Here is a 19,587-nt window from a genome sequence, read left to right as displayed (position 1 = left end):
TGTCCTGAGGGTGAGAGCGGTCGGCGGGGCTGCGGTTCCAGGCTACGCCTGGACGGCGGCGGCGATGGCGTCGCCGACCTGGGCGGTGGTGCGGACAGCCGAACCCCGGTGCGCGATGTCCTCCTCGACGGCGCGGGTGACGCGCGCGGCTTCGTCGGCGAGCCCGAGATGATCGAGCATGAGGGCGACGGAGAGGATCGCGGCCGTGGGGTCGGCCTTCTGCTGTCCCGCGATGTCCGGCGCCGAGCCGTGCACGGGCTCGAACATCGAGGGGAACGCGCCGTCGGGGTTGATGTTTCCCGAAGCGGCGAGGCCGATGCCTCCGGTGACGGCGCCGGCCAAGTCGGTGAGGATGTCGCCGAAGAGGTTGTCGGTGACGATCACGTCGAAGCGGCCCGGGTTCGTGACCAGATAGATGGTGGCCGCGTCGATGTGCACATAGTCTACGGTCACCTCGGGATGCTCCGATGCCACGGCATCCACGATCCGCTTCCACATCCCGCCCGCGTGCACCAGGACGTTCGTCTTGTGCACGAGGGTCACCTTCTTGCGGCGGCGCTCGGCATGAGCGAACGCGTACCGGACGACGCGCTCGATGCCGAAGGCCGTGTTGACCGACGTCTCGTTGGCCACCTCGTGCGCCGTCCCGGTACGGATCGAGCCGCCGTTGCCGACGTACGGTCCCTCCGTGCCCTCGCGGACGACGACGAAATCGATCTCGCCCGGATCGGCGAGGGGGCCGGGCGCACCCGGGTACAGCTTCGAGGGTCGCAGGTTGACGTACTGATCGAGCGAGAAGCGCAGCTTCAGCAGCAGGCCGCGCTCGATGTTCGCGTCCTTCAGCCGCGGGTCTCCGGGAACGCCTCCGACGGCGCCGAGGAGAATCGCGTCGTGCGCCGCGATCGCCGCGAGATCATCGTCGGTGAGCGTGTCGCCCGTGTCGAGGTAGCGCGCGGCGCCGAGCGAGAAGCGTGTCTTGTCGAAGGTGACCTCGGATGCCGCGGTCACGGCATCGAGCACCTTTTCCGCCTCTGCGACGACCTCGGGACCGATGCCGTCACCCGGAATGACGGCCAGCTTGATGACACGCGACATGGAACTCCTCGACACTGCTCGTACTCGGGCATGCGCGGCGCCGTCGGTGTCGATGTCCGTCGGGACGATCAGTGATCGACGTGGGCGCTGCGGGACCCTTTCAGCGTAGTGGCCGCGATGACCGCGGCGATGGCGACGAGCACGGCTCCGATCACCGCGGTGATGCCGACGCCCGCGTCGAAGGCGTGTGCGGCCGCCGCGCGCAGCGCATCGGCGGTGGCGCCGTCGAGTGAGCCCGCGACCGTCATCGCCCCTGCCAAGGTCTCGCGCGCGGCATCCGCCGCCGCCCCTTCGACCCCCGCCGGAAGCACGATGCCGGTTCGATAGGCCGCCGTCAGGATGCCGCCGAGCACCGCCGTGCCCAGGACGGCGCCCAGCTCGTAGGCCGTCTCCGACACGGCGCTGGCCGCTCCGGCCTTGGCGGGAGGTGCACTGGCGAGAATGAGCTCGTTCGACACCGTCTCGGCGGCACCGATGCCGATGCCGAGCAGGACGAAGGCGGCGATCAGCAGGGCCAGGGCGCCGTCGCCGACCGCGCCGGGGACGAGCAGGTAGGCCACGACCGAGAACGTCAGCGCGACCGGCACGACCACGCGCGCCGAGACGCGCCGCGCGATCGGGACGACGAGAAGACCGGCGACGATCATCGCAGCCATGCCGGGCACCAAAGCGAATCCTGCGTCCATCGGCGACAGGCCGACGATCAGCTGCAGATGCTGCGCGACGAAGTAGAGGAAGCCGACGAGGGACACAACGCTGAGGAGGTTCACCAGCAGCGCGCCGCTGAAGGTGCCGCGCGCGAACAGTCGCATGTCGAGCATGGGCTGCTCCGAGGCGAGCTGGCGGCGCACGAATGCGACCCCGAAGCCGAACCCGGCCGCCGTCAGCACCACCGGCAGCACCCCGAAGCCGTGCACCGCGACCTCCTTGATCGCGTAGACGATCGGCACCATCGTCAGCATCGACAAGGCGATGCTGACCGGGTCGATGCGGCCCGGACGCGGATCGCGACTCTCGGGAACCAGCAGCGGCGCAAGGATCAGCAGCGGGACGAGCACCGGAACCGACATGAGGAACACCGAGCCCCAGGCGAAGTGCTCGAGCAGGATGCCGCCGACGATCGGTCCCAGGGCCGCTCCGGCGGAGAACATCGACGCCCACACCGCGATCGCCATACGGCGTTGGTCGCGGTCGGTGAAGATGCTGCGCAGCAGAGACAGCGTCGACGGCATGAGCATCGCGCCGAACACGCCCATTCCCGCGCGAGCCGCGATCAGCCAGGCTGCGCTGGGAGCGAAGGCGGCCAGCACGGACACGGCGGCGAAGCCCGTCGCACCGATCAGCAGCATCCGTCGACGTCCGAACCGGTCGCCGAGCGTGCCCATCGTCACCAGCAGCCCCGCCAGCACAAGCGGGTAGGCGTCGATGATCCACAGCTGCTGGGCGCTGGAGGGATTCAGGCTCAGAGCGATATCGGGCAGGGCGAAGCTCAGCACCGTGTTGTCCACGGAAACGAGCAGAACCGGCAGCATCAGCACGATCAGTGCGAGCCAGCCGCGCCATCCGACCCGCTTGCCGTTCGACTCGGCCAGGGTGATCTCTTCAGTCAGTGTCATCATTTATAAACCGTCCAGCCGGTATAGTAACAGACATGGACTCCGAGCGCTCGATACGATCGACACCATGAGTCGCCCTCCCCTGGCCCGCGAGAAGGTGCTCGACGCCTTCGAGGCGATCCTCGTGGACGAGGGTGAACGCGCGGCGACGATGGATGCCACGGCGCGCGCAGCCGGGGTCTCCAAAGGTGGCCTGCTCTACCACTTCGCCTCGAAGGAGATGCTCGAGGCGGGCCTGATCGAACGCCTCCAGACCCTCGTCGACGAGGACGTCGCGGCGATGTCGAGCTACCCGGGCGGCCCCATCGCCCACTATCTGCATTCATCCGTCATGTCGAACGACCCGATCGACCGCGTCATCCTCGCCACCTCGCGCCTCGCGCAGGGCGGCAACGGCCACGCCGCCGAGGCATTGCGGGAGGTGCGGGAGAAGTGGGCTGACGCGCTGCGTCCCTACGCCCCCGAGGGCGCGGCGCTCGATCTCGTGATGCTCGTCGGCGACGGCCTGTACTTCAACAACGCCCTGTCGGGCGGATCGATCCCCGGACCGGTCCCCCGCGGCGACGCGCTGAAGGCGCTGGTCGCCCTGGTCGAGCGCGCCGTCCGCTGACCCCCGCATCCCGCCGAGCCGCCACGTTCTCGTCGAACCGCTATGGTTTTGCGCGCTAAACCATAGCGGTTCGGAGGAATCATGGCGGCTCGACGACGGGATGCCGCGGCGCCCCGAAACCCCGCGCCGCGACGTCAGGCTCCGACGATCTCCAGCTGGCGGAAGAGGTCGGCGCCGATCGCCTGTCGCGTGTCGTCGAGGATCGCGTCCGGCACGGGCTGGTCGACCGTGAGAACCGAGAGCGCACGGCCCGAGGCGTCGGGCTGAGCGACGAACAGACCGGCGATGTTGATGCCCGCCTCCCCCAGCTTCTGGCCGTAGATCGCGACGATGCCGGGGCGGTCTGCGTAGCGCATGAGGATGTGGTGCTTCTCGATCGGAACCTCGATCTCGTAGCCGTTGATGCCGACGATCTTGGGGACCATGCGGGTTCCGGCCAGGGTTCCCGCAACCTCGAGCACCGTTCCGTCCGACAGCGTGCCGCGCAGAATCGTGATGTTGCGATAGAGCGGGCTGTCGGCCTCGACGATCAGACGGGTCTCGATGCCGCGCTGCTCGGCGAACAACGGCGCGTTCACGTAGGACACGTTCTCGCTGACGATCTTCGTGAAGATGCCCTTCAGCGCCGCGAGGCGGTAGACGCTGACGTCGTAGGCGGCGAGCTCGCCGCGCACCTCGATGTCCAGGCTCGTGAGGGCGCTGGTCGCAAGGCCGGAGAATACCTGACCGAGCTGCTCGACGAGAGCGATGCCGGGACGCACGAACGGGTCGATGACTCCACCGGCGACGTTAACCGCATCGGGCACGAGGTCGCCTTCGAGGGCGAGTTTGACCGATCGGGCGACGGAGATGCCGGCCTTCTCCTGCGCCTCGTCGGTCGACGCGCCCAGGTGCGGGGTCACCACGACGTTCGGAAGCGACAGCAGCGGGAACGCGGTGCCGTCGGGCTTCGGGGGCTCGCTCGTGAACACGTCGAGTCCGGCGCCGGCGATCTCCCCCGTGGTCAACGCCGTGTAGAGCGCCTCCTCGTCGATGAGTCCACCGCGCGCGACGTTGACGACGTACGCGGTCGGCTTCATGCGCGCGAACTGCGCCGCGCCGATCATGCCGGTCGTCTCGGGCGTCTTCGGCATGTGGATCGTGATGAAGTCACTCTGCGCGAGCAGGTCATCGAGGCTCAGGAGCGTGACGCCGAGCTGCTGGGCGCGCGTCGGCGTGACATACGGGTCGTACGCCACGACCCTCACGCCGAATGCCTGCAGACGAGCGGCGATGAGGGCGCCGATGCGGCCGAGACCGATGATGCCCACGGTCTTCTCGAAGACCTCCGTGCCCGTGAACGAGCTGCGCTTCCAGGCGCCGGCGGCCAGCGACGCGTGAGCGGCGGGGATGTGACGGGCAAGGCTCAGGATGTGCCCGATCGTCAGCTCGGCCGCCGAGATGATGTTGGAGGTCGGCGCGTTGACGACCATGACCCCCGCGGCCGTGGCGGCCTTGATGTCGACGTTGTCGAGTCCGACGCCGGCACGCGCGACGACCTTGAGTATTGGAGCCGCTGCGATCGCCTCGGCATCCACCTTCGTCGCCGATCGGATCAGGATGGCGTGGGCGTCGGCCAGAGCCGACAGGAGCGCGGGACGGTCGGTGCCGTCGACCTGACGGACATCGAAGTCCGGCCCCAGGGCATCGATCGTGGCGGGTGAGAGTTCTTCGGCGATGAGGACGACAGGCTTGGACACAGCGGCAGGACCTTTGCGCAGGATCGGAGCGGGTGGAAGGATGCCAGCCTACCGGTCAGACCCCCCTGCCCCCGACCGTATGACGGCCGGGCAAAAGCGTGGGATCAGCCGAGCATCGACGAGCCGGACGGCCCCACGGTGTAGGTCAGGATGTTCAGCCAGAACACCGCCACGACACACAGACCGGTGATGAGGACGAGGGCGAACTCCCACCACGTCCGCCGCCAGCCGACGGCGAAGGCGACGCCGAACGCGATCAGCGGGAAGACGACCGACAGCAGCAGCACGAACCAGCCGTAGGCGTTCAGCGGCTGAGCGCCCGATGCGGCCTGCGAGAGGAAGCCGACGGCGTTCCACACGAAGTACGCGTAGAACAGAACGAACACGACGGAGATGGCGACGATCAGCCAGGTGGGCAGGGCACGCGTGCGGGAGGGCGTGGGGGCGTTCGTGGTCATCGTCCCACCGCCCCGACGAGGATGAACGGCCACGGTACGAGCAGGGCGAGACCGCCGACCAGCAGCAGGACGCGCACCCAGGCCTTCGCGGCGCGGGTGAGGACGAACACCGTGAGGAACCACACCGGCGCCGCCGCGACGGCGAGCCACAGGGCGGCCGCGTACCCGACCGGGCTGACGAGGAACTCTGCCGTGCCCCGCAGACGCAACCCGCCGATGATCCAGCCGATGGTGAACAGCAGGTAAGCGCCGGCGAGGATGCCGAGGGTCACGAGCATCGCATTCGACATCTGCGTCGGCGCGTCGGGCATCGTGACGGTGCCGTCCGCATCGATGTGGCCGACGGTGGTGCTGCCCTTGCCGACGGCCGTGAATCCGTCGGGAAGCACGGCCGGCTCGGGCGCGACCGTCGGGGCGGTCACCGGCTCGGCGGTGGGTCGGTGGCCCACCTCGAGAGTGGGGTCATCGTCGCCGTCCCAGCTCAGGGCGTCGTCATCACGTGGCGTGCTCACCCCGAAAGCGTACTGCGGACGGCGGCCTCGGCCGCCGCCACCACGACCGGGTCGGTGACGTCGTGGCCGCCCGCTCCTCCCCCGGGCCCCGACGGCACGTCGAGACCGGCGACGGCGCGGGCGGACAGATGCACGGCGTCGACGCCCACGGCAACGATGCGCGCGATGTCGCCGACGCGGATGCCGCCGCCGGCCATGATCTCGATACCGGTGTCCGCCGCAACCAGGCGTCGCAGCATATCCGTGCCGTCGACGGAGCGGGCGGCGCCGCCCGAGGTCAGCACGCGATCGACGCCGATCGCCGCGAGCTCGTCGAGGACGGCGAGCGGTGAAGGGGCCGCGTCGATCGCGCGGTGAAACACGAGCGTGCTGTCGCCTGCGGCGGCCCTCCACCTGCGCAGCGCCTGCGCGTCGACCTGCCCGTCGTCGGTCAGCGCACCGACGACGACACCGGCTGCGCCCGCGGCGATCGCTGCTCGGACGTCCGCCGCGACGAGGGTGATCTCGTCGCCGTCGTAGACGAAGCCACCTGCGCGAGGGCGCACGAGCACGTTGACGCGTCCCCCGCCCACGGCGGCGACCGCCGTCTCCACCAACGCGATCGAGGGCGTGAGTCCGCCGACGGCGAGGGCCTGACACAGCTCCAGGCGGTCCGCTCCGGCGGCGATGGCGGCGCGGGCGCCCGCGGCATCCTGAACGGCGATCTCCAACGCGACGGTCATGCCGTCACGCTAGCAAGCGAAAGGCCCGGCCCCCTTGTGTGGGGGCCGGGCCGGTACGGCTTTCGCAAGCCTGCTCGGCGGGTGTGCCGAGGGTCTGGACGAGGTCAGCGCGCGGCGGAGCCCTCGGTGTAGTCGGCGTCCTGCTGCTTCCACGCGAACAGGGCGCGCAGGTCCTTGCCGACGGCCTCGATCGGGTGGGCGGCGGCCTTCGCACGCAGCTCCTGGAACTCGGGAGCTCCGGCATCCTGGTCGCCGATGAAGCGCTCCGCGAACGCGCCGGACTGGATGTCGGCGAGAACGCCCTGCATGTTCTCCTTGACGCGCGGGTCGATGACGCGCGGGCCCGAGACGTAGTCGCCGTACTCGGCGGTGTCGGAGACCGACCAGCGCTGCTTGGCGATGCCGCCCTCCCACATGAGGTCGACGATGAGCTTGAGCTCGTGCAGCACCTCGAAGTAGGCGATCTGCGGCTGATAACCGGCCTCGGTCAGCGTCTCGAAACCGTACTGGACGAGCTGCGACACGCCACCGCAGAGCACGGCCTGCTCACCGAACAGGTCGGTCTCGGTCTCTTCGGTGAACGTGGTCTTGATGACGCCGGCGCGCGTGCCGCCGATCGCCTTCGCGTACGACAGCGCCGTGGCCCAGGCGTGGCCAGAGGCGTCGCGCTCGACGGCGATGATGTCCGGGATGCCGCGACCGGCGACGAACTCGCGGCGCACGGTGTGACCCGGCGCCTTCGGGGCGACGAGGATCACGTCGACCCCCTCGGGGGCGTCGATGTAGCCGAAGCGGATGTTGAAGCCGTGGGCGAAGGCGAGGGTCTTGCCGGCCGACAGGTTCGGCAGGATGCTCTCGCTGTAGATCCCGCGCTGGTGCTGGTCGGGCGCGAGGATCATGATCAGGTCGGCCCACGCGGTGGCGTCGGCGACGTTCTTCACCTCGAAGCCGTCCTCCTGGGCCTTCGCAATCGACTTCGAGCCGTCCTTCAGCGCGATGACGACCTCGACGCCCGAGTCGCGGAGGTTCTGCGCGTGCGCGTGACCCTGCGAGCCGTAGCCGACGATCGCGACCTTCTTGTTCTGGATGACGGACAGGTCGGCGTCGGAGTCGTAGAAGATCTCAGCCATGGTGTGTGTTTCTCCTTGGTTTCTTTCCGGTCGTTGAGCGAGCGCAGCGAGTCGAAACGCCCGCGAAGGTGTCAGCCGCGCAGGACGCGCTCGGTGATGGACTTGCCGCCGCGGCCGATCGCGAGCAGACCCGACTGAGCGAGCTCCTTGATGCCGAACGGCTCGAGCGCACGCAGGATCGCCTCGATCTTGCCGCGGTCGCCGGTGACCTCGACGACGAGGGCGTCGGTCGCGTAGTCCACGACCGAGGCGCGGAACAGGTTCACGACCTCGATCACGTTGGAGCGCGTCTGGTTGTCGGCGCGCACCTTGATGAGCATGTGCTCGCGCTGCACGGATGCCGCCGGCTCCAGCTCGACGATCTTGATGACGTTGATCAGCTTGTTCAGCTGCTTGGTCACCTGCTCGAGCGGCAGCTCCTCGACGTCGACGACGACCGTGATGCGCGACAGGCCGGGCACCTCGGTGACGCCCACCGCGAGCGACTCGATGTTGAAGCCGCGGCGCGCGAACAGGCCGGCCACGCGCGTCAGCAGACCCGGCTTGTTCTCGACCAGAAGACTCAGGACATGACGGCTCATCTCAGTCCTCCCCGTCGAAGCTGGGCGCATGGTCGCGGGCATACTGCACGAAGCTGTTGCTCACGCCCTGCGGCACCATCGGCCACACCATCGCGTCAGCCGACACGACGAAGTCGATGACGACGGGCCGGTCGTTCGTCTCCAGTGCCAGCGTGATGGCGGCATCCACCTCTTCGATCTTCTCGACGCGGATGCCGAGGCAGCCGTAGGCGTCGGCGAGCTTGACGAAATCGGGCACCCGCACCGTCCCGTGACCCGTGTTGAGATCGGTGTTGGAGTGGCGGCCCGCAAAGAACAGCGTCTGCCACTGGCGCACCATGCCGAGGCTCGAGTTGTTGATGATCGCGACCTTGATCGGGATGTCGTTCAGGACGCACGTCGCCAGTTCCTGATTGGTCATCTGGAAGCAGCCGTCGCCGTCGATGGCCCACACGACACGGTCGGGCTCGGCGACCTTCGCGCCCATGGCGGCCGGCACCGAGTAGCCCATCGTTCCGGCTCCACCGGAGTTGAGCCACGCGTTGGGCCGCTCGTAGCTGATGAACTGCGCGGCCCACATCTGGTGCTGGCCGACGCCCGCCGCGTAGACGGCCTCGGGTCCGGTGAGCTCGCCGATGCGCTTGATGACGTACTGCGGCGCGAGCAGGCCGTCCTCGGGCTCGGCGTAACCCAGCGGGAACTCGGTGACCAGACCGTCGAGGTAGGCCCACCACTCCGCGATGTCGGGCGTGTGGTCGACGCGGGCGCTCTGGAACGCGGCATCCAGGTCGACGAGCACTTCCTTCAGATCCCCCACGATCGGCACGTCGGCCGTGCGGATCTTCGAGATCTCCGCCGGATCGATGTCGACGTGCACGACCTGCGCGTTCGGAGCGAACTCGTCGGCCTTTCCGGTCACGCGGTCGTCGAAGCGGGCACCCAGCGCGACGATGAGATCGGACTCCTGCAGCGCGAGCACCGCCGGGACCGTGCCGTGCATACCGGGCATGCCGAGGTTCTGCGGGTGCGAGTCGGGGAACGCCCCGCGCGCCATGAGCGTCGTCACGACGGGGGCGCCGGTCGCTTCGGCGAACACGCGCAGCTCCGCCGCCGCACCCGCGCGGATGACGCCGCCGCCGACGTACAGCACGGGCTTCTTGGCGTGCGCGATCAGCTGCGCCGCCGCCTGGATCTGCTTGCCGTGCGCCTTCGTGACCGGGCGGTAGCCGGGCAGCTCGATCTTCGGGGGCCACACGAACGGCGCCGAGGCCTGCTGCGCATCCTTCGTGATGTCGACCAGGACGGGACCGGGGCGCCCCGTGGAGGCGATCTCGAACGCCGCAGCGATCGCGCCGGGGATCTCCTCGGCGCTCTTGACGAGGAACGAGTGCTTGGTGATCGGCATCGTGATGCCGACAATGTCCGCCTCCTGGAAGGCGTCGGTGCCCATGAGGTGGCTGAACACCTGGCCCGTGATGCAGACGAGGGGCACCGAGTCCATGTAGGCATCGGCGATGGCGGTGACGAGGTTGGTCGCGCCGGGACCGGACGTCGCGATCGCGACGCCGGTGCGGCCGGATGCCGCGGCGTACCCTTCGGCCGCGTGACCGGCGCCCTGCTCGTGGCGGACGAGGATGTGGCGCACCGCCTCATCGTCCATCAGAGGGTCGTAGACCGGCATGATGGCGCCGCCGGGCAGACCGAAGACGTCTGTGACCCCGAGCATGTCGAGGGATCGGACGACGGCCTGGGCTCCGGTCATCACCGGAGCAGCAGCTCCGCGGGCGGGTGGTCGCGGCACGGCCGCGGTGTCGAGAGACATAGTGGTACCTCGGGTGTCAGATGCGTGTGAGGGCGGCTTCCCGCCCTGGGAGTCACGGCCTCAGCCGGTCGTCGCGCCCTCCGCTGCGGAGCGCACGAGTTTCGAGTACTTGGCCAGAACGCCACGGGTGTAGCGCGGGGGAAGAGGCTCCCAGCCGTCACGGCGGGAGTTCAGCTCTGCGTCGTCGACGAGTAGGTCGAGAGTGCGAGCCGCGATATCGACCCGTATCAGATCACCATCGCGCACGAAGGCGATGGGACCTGCGTCCACCGCTTCGGGTGCTATGTGGCCGATGCACAGGCCGGTTGTGCCGCCTGAGAATCTGCCGTCCGTCAAGAGTAGTACATCTTTTCCGAGCCCCGCGCCCTTGATGGCCGCTGTGATGGCGAGCATCTCGCGCATGCCGGGGCCGCCCTTCGGGCCCTCGTAGCGGATGACGATCACGCTGCCCGCGGCGATCTCGCCCGCCTCCAGGGCGTCCATCGCCGCGCGCTCCCGCTCGAACACCCGCGCGGGCCCCTCGAACACCGACGCATCGAAGCCCGCTGTCTTGACGACGGCGCCCTCGGGAGCCAGTGAGCCGTGGAGGATCGTGATGCCGCCCGTCGCGTGGATCGGGTCATCGAAGGTGTGGATGACGGTGCCGTCGATCGGGTCGGGATCGAGCTCGGCGAGGTTCTCGGCGAGGGTCTTCCCCGTCACCGTGAGGGCGTCGCCGTGCAGCAGTCCCTCGTCGAGCATGGCCTTCATGATCACGGGGATGCCGCCGTGACGGTCGACGTCGTTCATCACATACTTACCGAACGGCTTCATATCCGCCACGTGCGGCACCTTGTCACCGATGCGGTTGAAGTCGTGCAGGCTCAGCTCGACATCAGCTTCGCGGGCGATGGCAAGCAGGTGCAGCACGACGTTGGTCGAGCCGCCGAGCGCCATGGCCAGGGCGATGGCGTTCTCGAATGCCTCTTTCGTGAGGATGTCGCGCGTCGTGATGCCCTGGCGCAGCAGGTTCACCACCGCCTCCCCCGACCGGTGCGCGTAGTAGTCGCGCCGACGGTCCGCAGAAGGCGGCGCGGCCGAGCCCGGAAGGCTCAACCCCAGGGCTTCGGCGACGGACGCCATCGTGTTCGCGGTGTACATGCCACCGCACGCCCCCTCTCCGGGGGCGATCGCGCACTCGATGCGCTTGAGGTCGGCCTCGCTCATCTTCCCCGCAAGGCACGCGCCGACCGCTTCGAACGAGTCGATGATCGTGACGTCCTTCTCGGTGCCGTCCGACAGCTTCACCCAGCCCGGCGCGATGGATCCTGCGTAAAGGAAAACGCTCGACAGATCGAGGCGGGCAGAGGCCATGAGCATGCCCGGGATCGACTTGTCGCAGCCGGCGAGCAGCACCGTGCCGTCGAGCCGCTCGGCCATGACCACGGTCTCCACGGAGTCGGCAATGACCTCGCGGGACACGAGCGAGAAGTGCATGCCCTCGTGACCCATCGAAATGCCGTCGGAGACGGAGATGGTCCCGAACTGCAGGGGGTACCCGCCGCCGGCGTGCACGCCCTCCTTCGCGCCCTGCGCGAGCCTGTCCAGGCTCAGGTTGCACGGCGTGATCTCGTTCCAGCTGGACGCGATGCCGATCTGGGGCTTGTCCCAGTCCTCGTCGCCCATGCCGACGGCGCGCAGCATGCCGCGGGAGGTGGTCGCCTCGATGCCGTCCGTGACGACACGACTGCGGGGCTTGATGTCGATGGAGGGATCGCTGTCCGGCATCCTCGAAGTCTATTCCCGCAGGGTGTACCGTTCGCGCGCCAGACGTGTCAACAGCGCCGCCAATTCGGGGATGCCGGCGACACGAACAGTCGCCGCGGTCTCACCCGGGCCGACCCGCACACCCACGTCACCCGGCTGGAGACTGCGCAAGGCGTCCTCATCGGTCACGTCGTCGCCGGCGAACAGCACCGCGCTCGCACCGGTCTGCGCGCGCAGCCGTGCGACCGCGCCGTCCTTGCCCTCCGCACGGAAGGCGTACTCGAGGATGTCGTGGCCATCCCGCCGACGCCAGTCGGAAGCCTCCGCGGCCATGAGCGCAGCGATCCTCTCCTGCGCGCCGCGCGCGGCGGCGGCATCCGACACGAGGCGCGTGTGCAGCGCGAAGCCGAACTCCTTCGGCTCGACCCAGGCACGGTCGGCGGCGGCGGCGATGGCCTCGGCACGCGCGCGCAGGTCGTCGCGCTGCGCGAGCAGCAGAGGGTCCACGGGAGGCGGTGCCTCCCCCGGAGGCGGCCACTGCTCCGCGCCGTGCGAGCCGGCCAGAAGCAGCGGCGAGCCGTCGTCGTACTCGGCGATCACCCGGAGGTCGCGCAGCGTCCGTCCCGAGACCAAGGCGACCGTCGTCCCCGGCGCCTGTGCGAGGGCCTCGACCGCTGCCCGCGCATCCTGGCTCATGCGCGCCGCCATCGGCTCGTCGACCAGGGGCGCGAGCGTGCCGTCGAAATCGAGTGCGACGAGCAACCGCGGCACACGCGCCAGGCCGGCGATGGGCTCCCAGCCGCTCACGCGTCCTGCTTCCGGACGGCGTCGAGGTCGGCCAGGAAGCGTCGTGACCAGTCGGCGACGTCGTGGTCGCGCACACGCCGGCGCAGGCCCCGCATCCGGCGGGCCTGCTCGGCGGGCTGCATCTCGACCGCCGCCATGATCGCGTCCTTGAGTCCGTCGATGTCGTGGGGGTTGACCTTCACGGCTTGCGAGAGCTCGTCGGCGGCGCCGGTGAACTCGCTGAGCACGAGCACCCCGCGACTGTCGATGCGACTGGCGACATACTCCTTCGCGACGAGGTTCATGCCGTCGCGAAGCGCCGTGACGAGCATCACGTCCGCCGCGAGATACAGGGCGACCATCTCCTCGCGCGGGTACGAGTGATGCAGATACCTGATCGCGGTGTGGCCGACGGTGTCGTGGTCGCCGTTGATGCGTCCCACGGTGAGCTCGATCTCGTCGCGTAGCTGCATGTATGCGGCGACGCGCTCGCGACTGGGGCTCGCGACCTGGACGAGCGTGACGTCCTCGACGTCCAGGCGGCCCTCCTCGAGGAGCTCGCCGTAGGCCTTGAGCCGATGGCCGATGCCCTTCGTGTAGTCGAGGCGATCGACGCCGAAGATCACGGTCTGCGGGTCGCCGAGGCTCGCACGGATCTCCTTCGCTCGCGCCTGGACCTCGGGGCGCCGGGCGATCTCGTCGTAGAGCTGCGTGTCGATCGAGATCGGGTACGCCTTCGCCACGGCCGTGCGCACGGAACCATCATCCGCGACCACGCGGATCGCGCCCGACTTCGTCTCGAACCCCAACTGGCGCCGCACGGCGTTCGTGAAGTTGCCGGCATCCTGCACCCGCTGGAAGCCGATGACGTCGGCTCCGACGAGACCGGCCAGCACGTGCTTGCGCCACGGAAGCTGCGCGAACAGACCGTATGCAGGGAAGGGAATGTGGTGGAAGTAGCCGATCACCACATCCGGTCGCAGCGCCCGCAGCAGCCGCGGGACGAGCTGGAGCTGGTAGTCCTGAACCCACACCACCGCTCCGTGAGCGGCAACGGATGCCGCGGCTGCGGCGAACCGCTCGTTGACGCGGACATAGGCTTCCCACCACTCGCGGTGGTAGGCGGGCGGCGAGATGACGTCGTGATACAGCGGCCATATGGTGTCGTTGGAGAAGCCCTCGTAGTAGAGCTCGACGTCCTCGTCGGTGAGCGTCACCGGAACGAGCTCCATGCCGTCGAGCTCGAACGGCTCGAGCTCCAACCCCGCGGTCCCGGGCCAGCCGACCCACGCTCCCCCGGTCTGCTGGAGCACCGGCTCGAGCGCGGCGACGAGACCTCCGGGCGAGCGACGCCACCCGCCCTCGACGCTGGGGTCGTGGTCGACGGGCAAACGGTTGGACACGACGATCATGTCGGCCTTTGACTTCGGGTCGCTCACGCGGCTCCTCTCGGCAGGCGTTCTTCCAGGCTAACGTGGTCTCATGCGCAAGTACCTGTTCGGGACCGGGATCATCTCCGCCGTGACCAGCGGCCTCGCGCTGCTGCGGGGACTGCGCGGCGACGTGCCGTTCACCTGGCGTCAGGCGCTCGCCTGGCTGAGCTGGGGCATCACGCTCGCGCTGTCGATCGGCACGATCGTCGACACGTACCGCGCCTCACGCGGGCGCGTCGTCTCGACGGACTCCCCCATCCGTGGGAGGGAACAGAAGCTGCTGGCCACGCGCCTCCAGCGCTGAGCACCGATACCCACGACGAGATCAGAGCCCGATCTCGTAGTGCACGAAGCCGGTGTCGGTCGCGACCCGGTCGCGCGCCGGCTGACGGGTCGCGCGGAGGTCTCGACGGACCGTGCACTGGCGGAGACGTCAATCGAACGCCAGAGTTTCTTCCCCGCGGCGGCGCAGCGGAGAGAACCACGCGATCGCCGCGGCGACGGCGAACACCACGACGGTCGCGGCCAGAGCGCCCCGATCCCCGATAAGGCCGACGGCGACGCCGGCCGACAACGCCGCGACAGCGGCGAGCGTCCGGTTGCCCGCGCGTCGGTCGTGTTGGTACGCCCCAGGAACCGATCGGGGGTGAGCGTCTGCCAGAGGAGCTGCTCCGGCGTGTTCTCGATGCCCATCGCGGCGCCCTGCACGCCGATCGCGACGAACAGAAGAGCCGCGCCGAGCTCCGACGGCGGCGCCACGGCGACCAGGATCCACGCCAGCGGGTAGAGCGAGCGTGCGCCCACGATCGCGCGTCCCGCGCCGATGCGTCCCGTGAGCACGGCGGCGCTCGACGCTCCGATCAGGCTCGAGACTCCGAAGACCGTCAGCAGCAACCCGTACGTGAGCGCGGAGAATCCCAGCTCGCGAAGCGCCAGCAGCGACAGCGCCGTCAACGCCGCGCCGTTGGCGACGAACCAGACGTGAGTCGATACGGTGAGAGGGCCCAGCATCGGATGCCGGTACGTCCACCGCATCCCCTGGCCGATCTCGGTGCCCAGTCGGGCTGGGCGATGCGGCGCCCGCGGCTCCTCGACCCTCACGGTGGCGTTCAGCACGGCCTCGGCGAGGTAGCTCACCGCGTCGATGACGATGGCGAGGGGAGCGCCGACCAGCCCCACGAGGCCGCCGCCGATGCTCGGGCCGAGCGTCTGGGCCGCGGCATCCGTCGGGCCCAGTCTCATGTTGGCGCGAAGCTACCCGTCACGCGGCACGAGACGAGGCAGGAGGGATTGTGCCGCGGCGAAGCCGAACACCGAGAACGACCCGAACAGCAGGAGCGCGACGACCAGCATCCACACCTGGAGGATGCCGCATGCCCAGAGTACGGGTACCGCCCCGAGCGACAGCGCCCGCGCGATGCTGGCTCAGACGAGGATGGGTCGGCGACGCCAGCGATCCGTGTACACACCGGCGATGACGCCGAGCACGGCGTACGGAACGAACTGCGCCGCGTTGACGACACCGACCTCGAGCGGTGTCGCGCCGAGCAGCTGGACCACGAGAACGGGCATCGCGACCGTCGTGATGGCAGTGCCGAACGAGCTCAGCGCAGCCGCCGTCCAGTACCGGGCGAACGCCGCAGACCGTTCGTCGCGCGCTCGGCCCACGCGGTCACCTCCCCGTGCGTCACCCCGACGATAGCCGGGCCGGCCGGCGCGCGGTGTGCGGCGAACCGCCGGCGTCGCGCGTCAGCGCGTGAGCAGGAGCGCCTCGCCCTGGCCTCCCCCGCCGCAGAGGCCGACCGCGGCCGTGCCCGAACCGCGGCGGACGAGCTCGTGCACGGTGTGGACGACGAGCCGCGCGCCGGAGGCGCCGATCGGGTGCCCGAGGGCGATGCCGCCGCCGTGAATGTTCACGACGTCCTCCCCCACACCGAGCTCGCGCTGCGAGCGGGCGACGACGGCGCCGAACGCCTCGTTGATCTCGACGAGATCCAGATCGGATGCCGCGAGCTGCTGCCGCTGCAGGGCCTGCGCGATCGCGCGCGCGGGCTGCGCGTGCAACGAGTTGTCGGGACCGGCGACCTGACCAGCCGCGCCCACCACGGCGAGCACCGGCCATCCGCTCGCGTCGGCGTGCGCGCGTGTGGTCAGCACCACGGCGGCGGCGCCGTCGGAGATCTGCGACGCGTTGCCGGCCGTGATCGACCCGTCGGGCGCGAATGCGGGGCGAAGACCGGCGAGCGTCTCGGCGGTGGTCTCGTCGCGGATGCCCTCATCGGTGGTGATCGTCACCGCGGGACCGCGGCGTTGCGCCACCTCGACGGCGACGATCTCGGCGTCGAAGACCCCGGCATCCCGCGCCGCCGCGGCGCGCTGGTGCGACAGGGTGGCGACGCGGTCCTGCTGCTCGCGCGTGACCTCGAAGCGCGGGTTCAGCCGCTCCGTGGAGGCGCCCATGCTCTCGCGGTCGTACGCGTCGGTCAGACCGTCGTAGGCCATGTGGTCGAGCACCTCGACGGATCCGTAGCTCCAGCCCTCGCGCGAGCCCATGAGCAGGTGCGGCGCACGCGTCATCGACTCCATGCCGCCCGCGACGACGACCCTCGCGTCGCCGGAGGCGATCATCCGCTTGGCGTCGATGATCGCGGTGAGGCCCGACAGGCACACCTTGTTGACGGCGGATGCCGGGACGTCCCAGCCGAGTCCGCCGGCGAGGGCCGCCTGGCGCGCCGGGTTCTGTCCGGAACCGGCCGGCAGCACCTGCCCCATGATCGCGGCATCCACGGCCTCGGCGGCAATGGCGCCCTGCGCGAGCGCGCCGGCGATGGCGAACCCGCCGAGCTGCGCCGCGGTGAAGGAGGCGAGCTGCCCCTTGAGCCGCCCCTGCGGCGTGCGGGCGGCGGCCACGATGACGATGTCGTCGGTGCTCATGCGATCTCCTTGAGTGCGTCGGCGATGATCAGATCGGGTTCGGTGGCGGCGACGACCTCGTCGACGCTCACGCCGGGGGCCGTCTCGATGAGGACGAGGCCGCCGTCCGTGACGTCGATGACGGCCAGGTCGGTGATGATGCGGTCGACCACGCCGCGTCCGGTCAGCGGCAGCGAGCAGGCGTTCACGATCTTGGCCGAGCCGTCGCGGGCGACATGCTCCATCAGGACGATCACCCGCTCCGCACCGTGGACGAGGTCCATGGCGCCGCCCGGACCCTTGACCATCTTCCCGGGGATCATCCAGTTCGCCAGGTCTCCGGAGGCCGACACCTGCATCGCGCCGAGGATGGCCGCGTCGATCTTGCCGCCGCGGATCATGCCGAAACTCAGCGCCGAGTCGAAGAACGCGGCGCCCGGAAGGACGGTGACGGTCTCCTTGCCGGCGTTGATGAGGTCGGGGTCGACGTGCGCTTCGGTCGGGTACGGACCGACGCCGAGGATGCCGTTCTCCGACTGCAGCACGACGGTCACGTCGTCGGGCACGAAGTTCGGCACGAGCGTCGGCAACCCGATGCCGAGGTTCACGTACGACCCGTCGGCCAGCTCCGCGGCCGCACGTGCGGCCATCTCGTTGCGGGTGAGCGCCATCTCAGGCTCCTTCCGGGATGTCGCGATCGGCGCTGTCGTCGACCGTGACGGTGCGGCGCTCGATGCGCTTCTCGATGTCGGTGCCGACCTCCACGATGCGGCGCACGTAGATGCCGGGCAGGTGGATGCCGTCGGGGTCGAGTTCGCCGGGGTCGACGAGCTCCTCGACCTGCGCGATGCAGACCCTCCCGGCCATGGCGGCGAGCGGATTGAAATTGCGGGCGGCCTTGTGGAAGACGAGGTTGCCGTGGGTGTCTCCCTTCGCGGCGTGCACGAGCGCGAAGTCCGTGACGATCGCCTCCTCGAGCACGTAGTCCCGTTCCACTCCGGTGACCGCGAAGGCGCGGACGTCCTTCGGCGGCGAGGCCACCGCAACGCCCCCGGCGCCGTCGTACTTGCGCGGCAGCCCGCCCTCCGCGACCTGGGTGCCGACGCCGGTCTGGGTGAAGAAGGCGGCGATCCCCGCGCCGCCGGCCCGGAGTTTCTCGGCGAGCGTGCCCTGCGGTGTCAGCTCCAGCTCGAGCTCGCCGGAGAGGAACTGCCGCTCGAACTCCTTGTTCTCGCCGACGTAGGAGGAGGTCATCTTGCGGATGCGTTTCGCGTTCAGCAGCACGCCGAGGCCCCAGTCGTCGACGCCGCAGTTGTTCGAGACGATCGACAGATCGCGCGTGCCCTGAGCCAGCAGCGCCTCAATGAGCGCGATGGGATTTCCCGAGAGGCCGAATCCGCCGACGGCCAGCGACGCGCCGTCCGGGATGTCGGCCACCGCATCGGCAGCCGACGGGTAGGTCTTGTCGATCACGAATCACTCCTTTGTCACCGCGTATCACCTCCATACTCCGCCGTCGCACACGGCCGCGCACGTCGGCGCTTGCCATGTGGATGCCGCGGCGCGTACTGTCCACATCATGGACGCCTCGCGACGAACCATCCCCGGCGCGCAGTCAGTGGCACGCGCGGCGGCACTCCTCCGACTCGTCACGTCGGCGGGCGAGCAGGGCCTGTCGGTCGCGGAGATCGCACGCCGCGCCGAGCTGACCCGCCCGACCGCGCATCGCCTGCTGAGCGCGCTGCGTCACGAGGGCCTCGTCGACCAGGACGAGCACTCCGGCGCCTGGATGCCGGGACCGGAGCTCTATCTGATGGGCACGGTCGCGGCATCCCGCTACGACATCACCGCCATCGCGCGCGACATCGTCCGCTCGCTCGCGGTGCGCACCGAGGAGAGCGCGTTCCTGTCGGTGCGCCGTGGCGACGAGACGGTGTGCCTCATCCGCGAGGACGGCGCGTTCCCGATCCGGTCGTTCGTCCTGTCGGAGGGCGTGCGCTTCCCCCTGGGCGTCGCCTCGGCAGGGCTGGCCATCCTTGCGTTCCTGCCGCCTCACGATGTGGACGCGTACCTAGACCGGCATCCCGAGCTCGCCGAGCGCCACGGCGCGGCGCACGCCGAGCCGCGTCTGCGCGCGCGTCTGCGAGAGACGCAGGCCCGCGGCTACGCCCTCAACCCGGGGCTCATCGTCGAGGGCAGCTACGGCATCGGGGCGGCCGTGTTCACGCGCGCGGGTCACCCGCAGTGGGCGCTGAGCCTCACGGGGGTCGACTTCCGCTTCTCCCCCGAGCGCGTTCCCGACCTCGGACGCACGCTCCTCGCCCACGCGCACCAGCTGACCACGCGCATCGCCGCCGGCGCGCGCTAGCTGTACTGACCTCGACCGTTGTTGATGCGGTCGATGGGTGAGATGCCTCCGATGCCGAGGTGGCGCCTGTCTAGGTT

At 69.6% G+C, this 19,587-nt stretch carries 19 protein-coding genes; 2 read left to right on the top strand and 17 right to left on the bottom strand.

The window, feature by feature from the left end:
- Window positions 1–42 precede the first annotated feature (42 nt).
- Both BGN98_RS02410 and BGN98_RS02405 read right to left on the bottom strand, forming a co-directional pair.
- Window positions 43–1,095 (bottom strand): 3-isopropylmalate dehydrogenase, encoded by a 1,053-nt coding sequence (locus tag BGN98_RS02410; protein WP_288119324.1) that lies wholly within the window; start codon window positions 1,093–1,095, stop codon window positions 43–45.
- Between the two features lie 68 nt (window positions 1,096–1,163).
- Window positions 1,164–2,714 carry an MFS transporter gene (locus tag BGN98_RS02405; RefSeq protein ID WP_288119322.1) on the bottom strand — a complete coding sequence of 517 codons (1,551 nt, stop codon included), beginning with the start codon at window positions 2,712–2,714 and terminating at the stop codon, window positions 1,164–1,166.
- 64 nt (window positions 2,715–2,778) lie between these two features.
- Here BGN98_RS02405 and BGN98_RS02400 point away from each other — a divergent pair, with 64 nt between their 5' ends.
- Window positions 2,779–3,321 (top strand): TetR/AcrR family transcriptional regulator, encoded by a 543-nt coding sequence (locus tag BGN98_RS02400; RefSeq protein ID WP_005050126.1) that lies wholly within the window; start codon window positions 2,779–2,781, stop codon window positions 3,319–3,321.
- Between the two features lie 134 nt (window positions 3,322–3,455).
- On the opposite strand, the gene serA is transcribed toward BGN98_RS02400, so the two are convergent.
- The 15 genes from serA to BGN98_RS02325 form a co-directional block, all read right to left on the bottom strand.
- A complete protein-coding gene (gene serA / locus BGN98_RS02395; protein WP_288119313.1) occupies window positions 3,456–5,060 on the bottom strand; it encodes a phosphoglycerate dehydrogenase in 1,605 nt (534 codons plus the stop codon).
- 104 nt (window positions 5,061–5,164) lie between these two features.
- Window positions 5,165–5,518, bottom strand: coding sequence for a hypothetical protein (locus BGN98_RS02390; protein WP_005050122.1), 354 nt, complete (start codon window positions 5,516–5,518; stop codon window positions 5,165–5,167).
- The gene (locus tag BGN98_RS02385; RefSeq protein WP_005050120.1) at window positions 5,515–6,030 is read right to left on the bottom strand and encodes a hypothetical protein; all 516 of its coding nucleotides are present in this window, start codon (window positions 6,028–6,030) and stop codon (window positions 5,515–5,517) included. The genes BGN98_RS02390 and BGN98_RS02385 overlap by 4 nt, the downstream gene beginning before the upstream one ends.
- Window positions 6,027–6,752, bottom strand: coding sequence for a copper homeostasis protein CutC (locus BGN98_RS02380; RefSeq protein WP_005050117.1), 726 nt, complete (start codon window positions 6,750–6,752; stop codon window positions 6,027–6,029). The genes BGN98_RS02385 and BGN98_RS02380 overlap by 4 nt, the downstream gene beginning before the upstream one ends.
- 104 nt (window positions 6,753–6,856) lie before the next feature.
- Complete coding sequence (ilvC, locus tag BGN98_RS02375) at window positions 6,857–7,882, bottom strand: ketol-acid reductoisomerase (protein WP_005050115.1); 1,026 nt, start codon at window positions 7,880–7,882, stop codon at window positions 6,857–6,859.
- A 71-nt stretch (window positions 7,883–7,953) separates the two neighbouring features.
- Window positions 7,954–8,463 (bottom strand): acetolactate synthase small subunit, encoded by a 510-nt coding sequence (gene ilvN / locus BGN98_RS02370; protein ID WP_005050112.1) that lies wholly within the window; start codon window positions 8,461–8,463, stop codon window positions 7,954–7,956.
- 1 nt (window position 8,464) lies between these two features.
- The gene (locus BGN98_RS02365; RefSeq protein WP_036290479.1) at window positions 8,465–10,264 is read right to left on the bottom strand and encodes an acetolactate synthase large subunit; all 1,800 of its coding nucleotides are present in this window, start codon (window positions 10,262–10,264) and stop codon (window positions 8,465–8,467) included.
- Window positions 10,265–10,324: 60 nt separating this feature from the next.
- Window positions 10,325–12,031, bottom strand: a complete 1,707-nt coding sequence (ilvD, locus tag BGN98_RS02360) for a dihydroxy-acid dehydratase (protein ID WP_288119310.1) — start codon at window positions 12,029–12,031, stop codon at window positions 10,325–10,327.
- 9 nt (window positions 12,032–12,040) lie between these two features.
- Window positions 12,041–12,817 (bottom strand): trehalose-phosphatase, encoded by a 777-nt coding sequence (gene otsB / locus BGN98_RS02355; protein WP_288119309.1) that lies wholly within the window; start codon window positions 12,815–12,817, stop codon window positions 12,041–12,043.
- Complete coding sequence (locus BGN98_RS02350; RefSeq protein WP_288119342.1) at window positions 12,814–14,208, bottom strand: alpha,alpha-trehalose-phosphate synthase (UDP-forming); 1,395 nt, start codon at window positions 14,206–14,208, stop codon at window positions 12,814–12,816. The genes otsB and BGN98_RS02350 overlap by 4 nt, the downstream gene beginning before the upstream one ends.
- Before the next feature lie 168 nt (window positions 14,209–14,376).
- Window positions 14,377–15,471 (bottom strand): MFS transporter, encoded by a 1,095-nt coding sequence (locus tag BGN98_RS02345; RefSeq protein WP_288119306.1) that lies wholly within the window; start codon window positions 15,469–15,471, stop codon window positions 14,377–14,379.
- A 183-nt stretch (window positions 15,472–15,654) separates the two neighbouring features.
- On the bottom strand, window positions 15,655–15,897 hold the full coding sequence (locus BGN98_RS02340; RefSeq protein WP_288119304.1) for an MFS transporter: 243 nt from the start codon (window positions 15,895–15,897) through the stop codon (window positions 15,655–15,657).
- 81 nt (window positions 15,898–15,978) lie between these two features.
- Window positions 15,979–17,163: an acetyl-CoA C-acyltransferase gene (locus tag BGN98_RS02335; protein WP_036290468.1), complete on the bottom strand. Its 1,185-nt coding sequence runs from the start codon at window positions 17,161–17,163 to the stop codon at window positions 15,979–15,981.
- Entirely contained in the window at window positions 17,160–17,813 is a 654-nt protein-coding gene (locus BGN98_RS02330; RefSeq protein ID WP_288119302.1) for a 3-oxoacid CoA-transferase subunit B, read from the bottom strand. Before BGN98_RS02330 ends, BGN98_RS02335 begins: the two co-directional genes overlap by 4 nt.
- Window position 17,814: 1 nt before the next feature.
- On the bottom strand, window positions 17,815–18,615 hold the full coding sequence (locus BGN98_RS02325; protein WP_288119301.1) for a CoA transferase subunit A: 801 nt from the start codon (window positions 18,613–18,615) through the stop codon (window positions 17,815–17,817).
- Window positions 18,616–18,721: 106 nt separating this feature from the next.
- Here BGN98_RS02325 and BGN98_RS02320 point away from each other — a divergent pair, with 106 nt between their 5' ends.
- A complete protein-coding gene (locus BGN98_RS02320) occupies window positions 18,722–19,510 on the top strand; it encodes an IclR family transcriptional regulator (RefSeq protein WP_288119300.1) in 789 nt (262 codons plus the stop codon).
- Window positions 19,511–19,587 lie beyond the last annotated feature (77 nt).

It is taken from the genome of Microbacterium sp. 69-7 (genome assembly GCF_001897985.1).
GTDB lineage: Bacteria > Actinomycetota > Actinomycetes > Actinomycetales > Microbacteriaceae > Microbacterium > Microbacterium laevaniformans.
The sequence above is the reverse complement of the archived record's forward strand: the minus strand, read 5'-3'. Positions and strand labels throughout refer to the sequence as shown.

Excerpts from the sequence above, each read along its gene's own strand:
- BGN98_RS02410 (WP_288119324.1), bottom strand. The coding sequence starts at position 1,095 with ATGTCGCGTGTCATCAAGCTGGCCGTCATTCCGGGTGACGGCATCGGT.
- BGN98_RS02405 (WP_288119322.1), bottom strand. The coding sequence starts at position 2,714 with ATGATGACACTGACTGAAGAGATCACCCTGGCCGAGTCGAACGGCAAG.
- BGN98_RS02400 (WP_005050126.1), top strand. The coding sequence starts at position 2,779 with ATGAGTCGCCCTCCCCTGGCCCGCGAGAAGGTGCTCGACGCCTTCGAG.
- BGN98_RS02390 (WP_005050122.1), bottom strand. The coding sequence starts at position 5,518 with ATGACCACGAACGCCCCCACGCCCTCCCGCACGCGTGCCCTGCCCACC.
- BGN98_RS02380 (WP_005050117.1), bottom strand. The coding sequence starts at position 6,752 with ATGACCGTCGCGTTGGAGATCGCCGTTCAGGATGCCGCGGGCGCCCGC.
- ilvC (WP_005050115.1), bottom strand. The coding sequence starts at position 7,882 with ATGGCTGAGATCTTCTACGACTCCGACGCCGACCTGTCCGTCATCCAG.
- ilvN (WP_005050112.1), bottom strand. The coding sequence starts at position 8,463 with ATGAGCCGTCATGTCCTGAGTCTTCTGGTCGAGAACAAGCCGGGTCTG.
- BGN98_RS02365 (WP_036290479.1), bottom strand. The coding sequence starts at position 10,264 with ATGTCTCTCGACACCGCGGCCGTGCCGCGACCACCCGCCCGCGGAGCT.
- ilvD (WP_288119310.1), bottom strand. The coding sequence starts at position 12,031 with ATGCCGGACAGCGATCCCTCCATCGACATCAAGCCCCGCAGTCGTGTC.
- BGN98_RS02350 (WP_288119342.1), bottom strand. The coding sequence starts at position 14,208 with ATGATCGTCGTGTCCAACCGTTTGCCCGTCGACCACGACCCCAGCGTC.
- BGN98_RS02345 (WP_288119306.1), bottom strand. The coding sequence starts at position 15,471 with ATGAGACTGGGCCCGACGGATGCCGCGGCCCAGACGCTCGGCCCGAGC.
- BGN98_RS02335 (WP_036290468.1), bottom strand. The coding sequence starts at position 17,163 with ATGAGCACCGACGACATCGTCATCGTGGCCGCCGCCCGCACGCCGCAG.
- BGN98_RS02330 (WP_288119302.1), bottom strand. The coding sequence starts at position 17,813 with ATGGCGCTCACCCGCAACGAGATGGCCGCACGTGCGGCCGCGGAGCTG.
- BGN98_RS02320 (WP_288119300.1), top strand. The coding sequence starts at position 18,722 with ATGGACGCCTCGCGACGAACCATCCCCGGCGCGCAGTCAGTGGCACGC.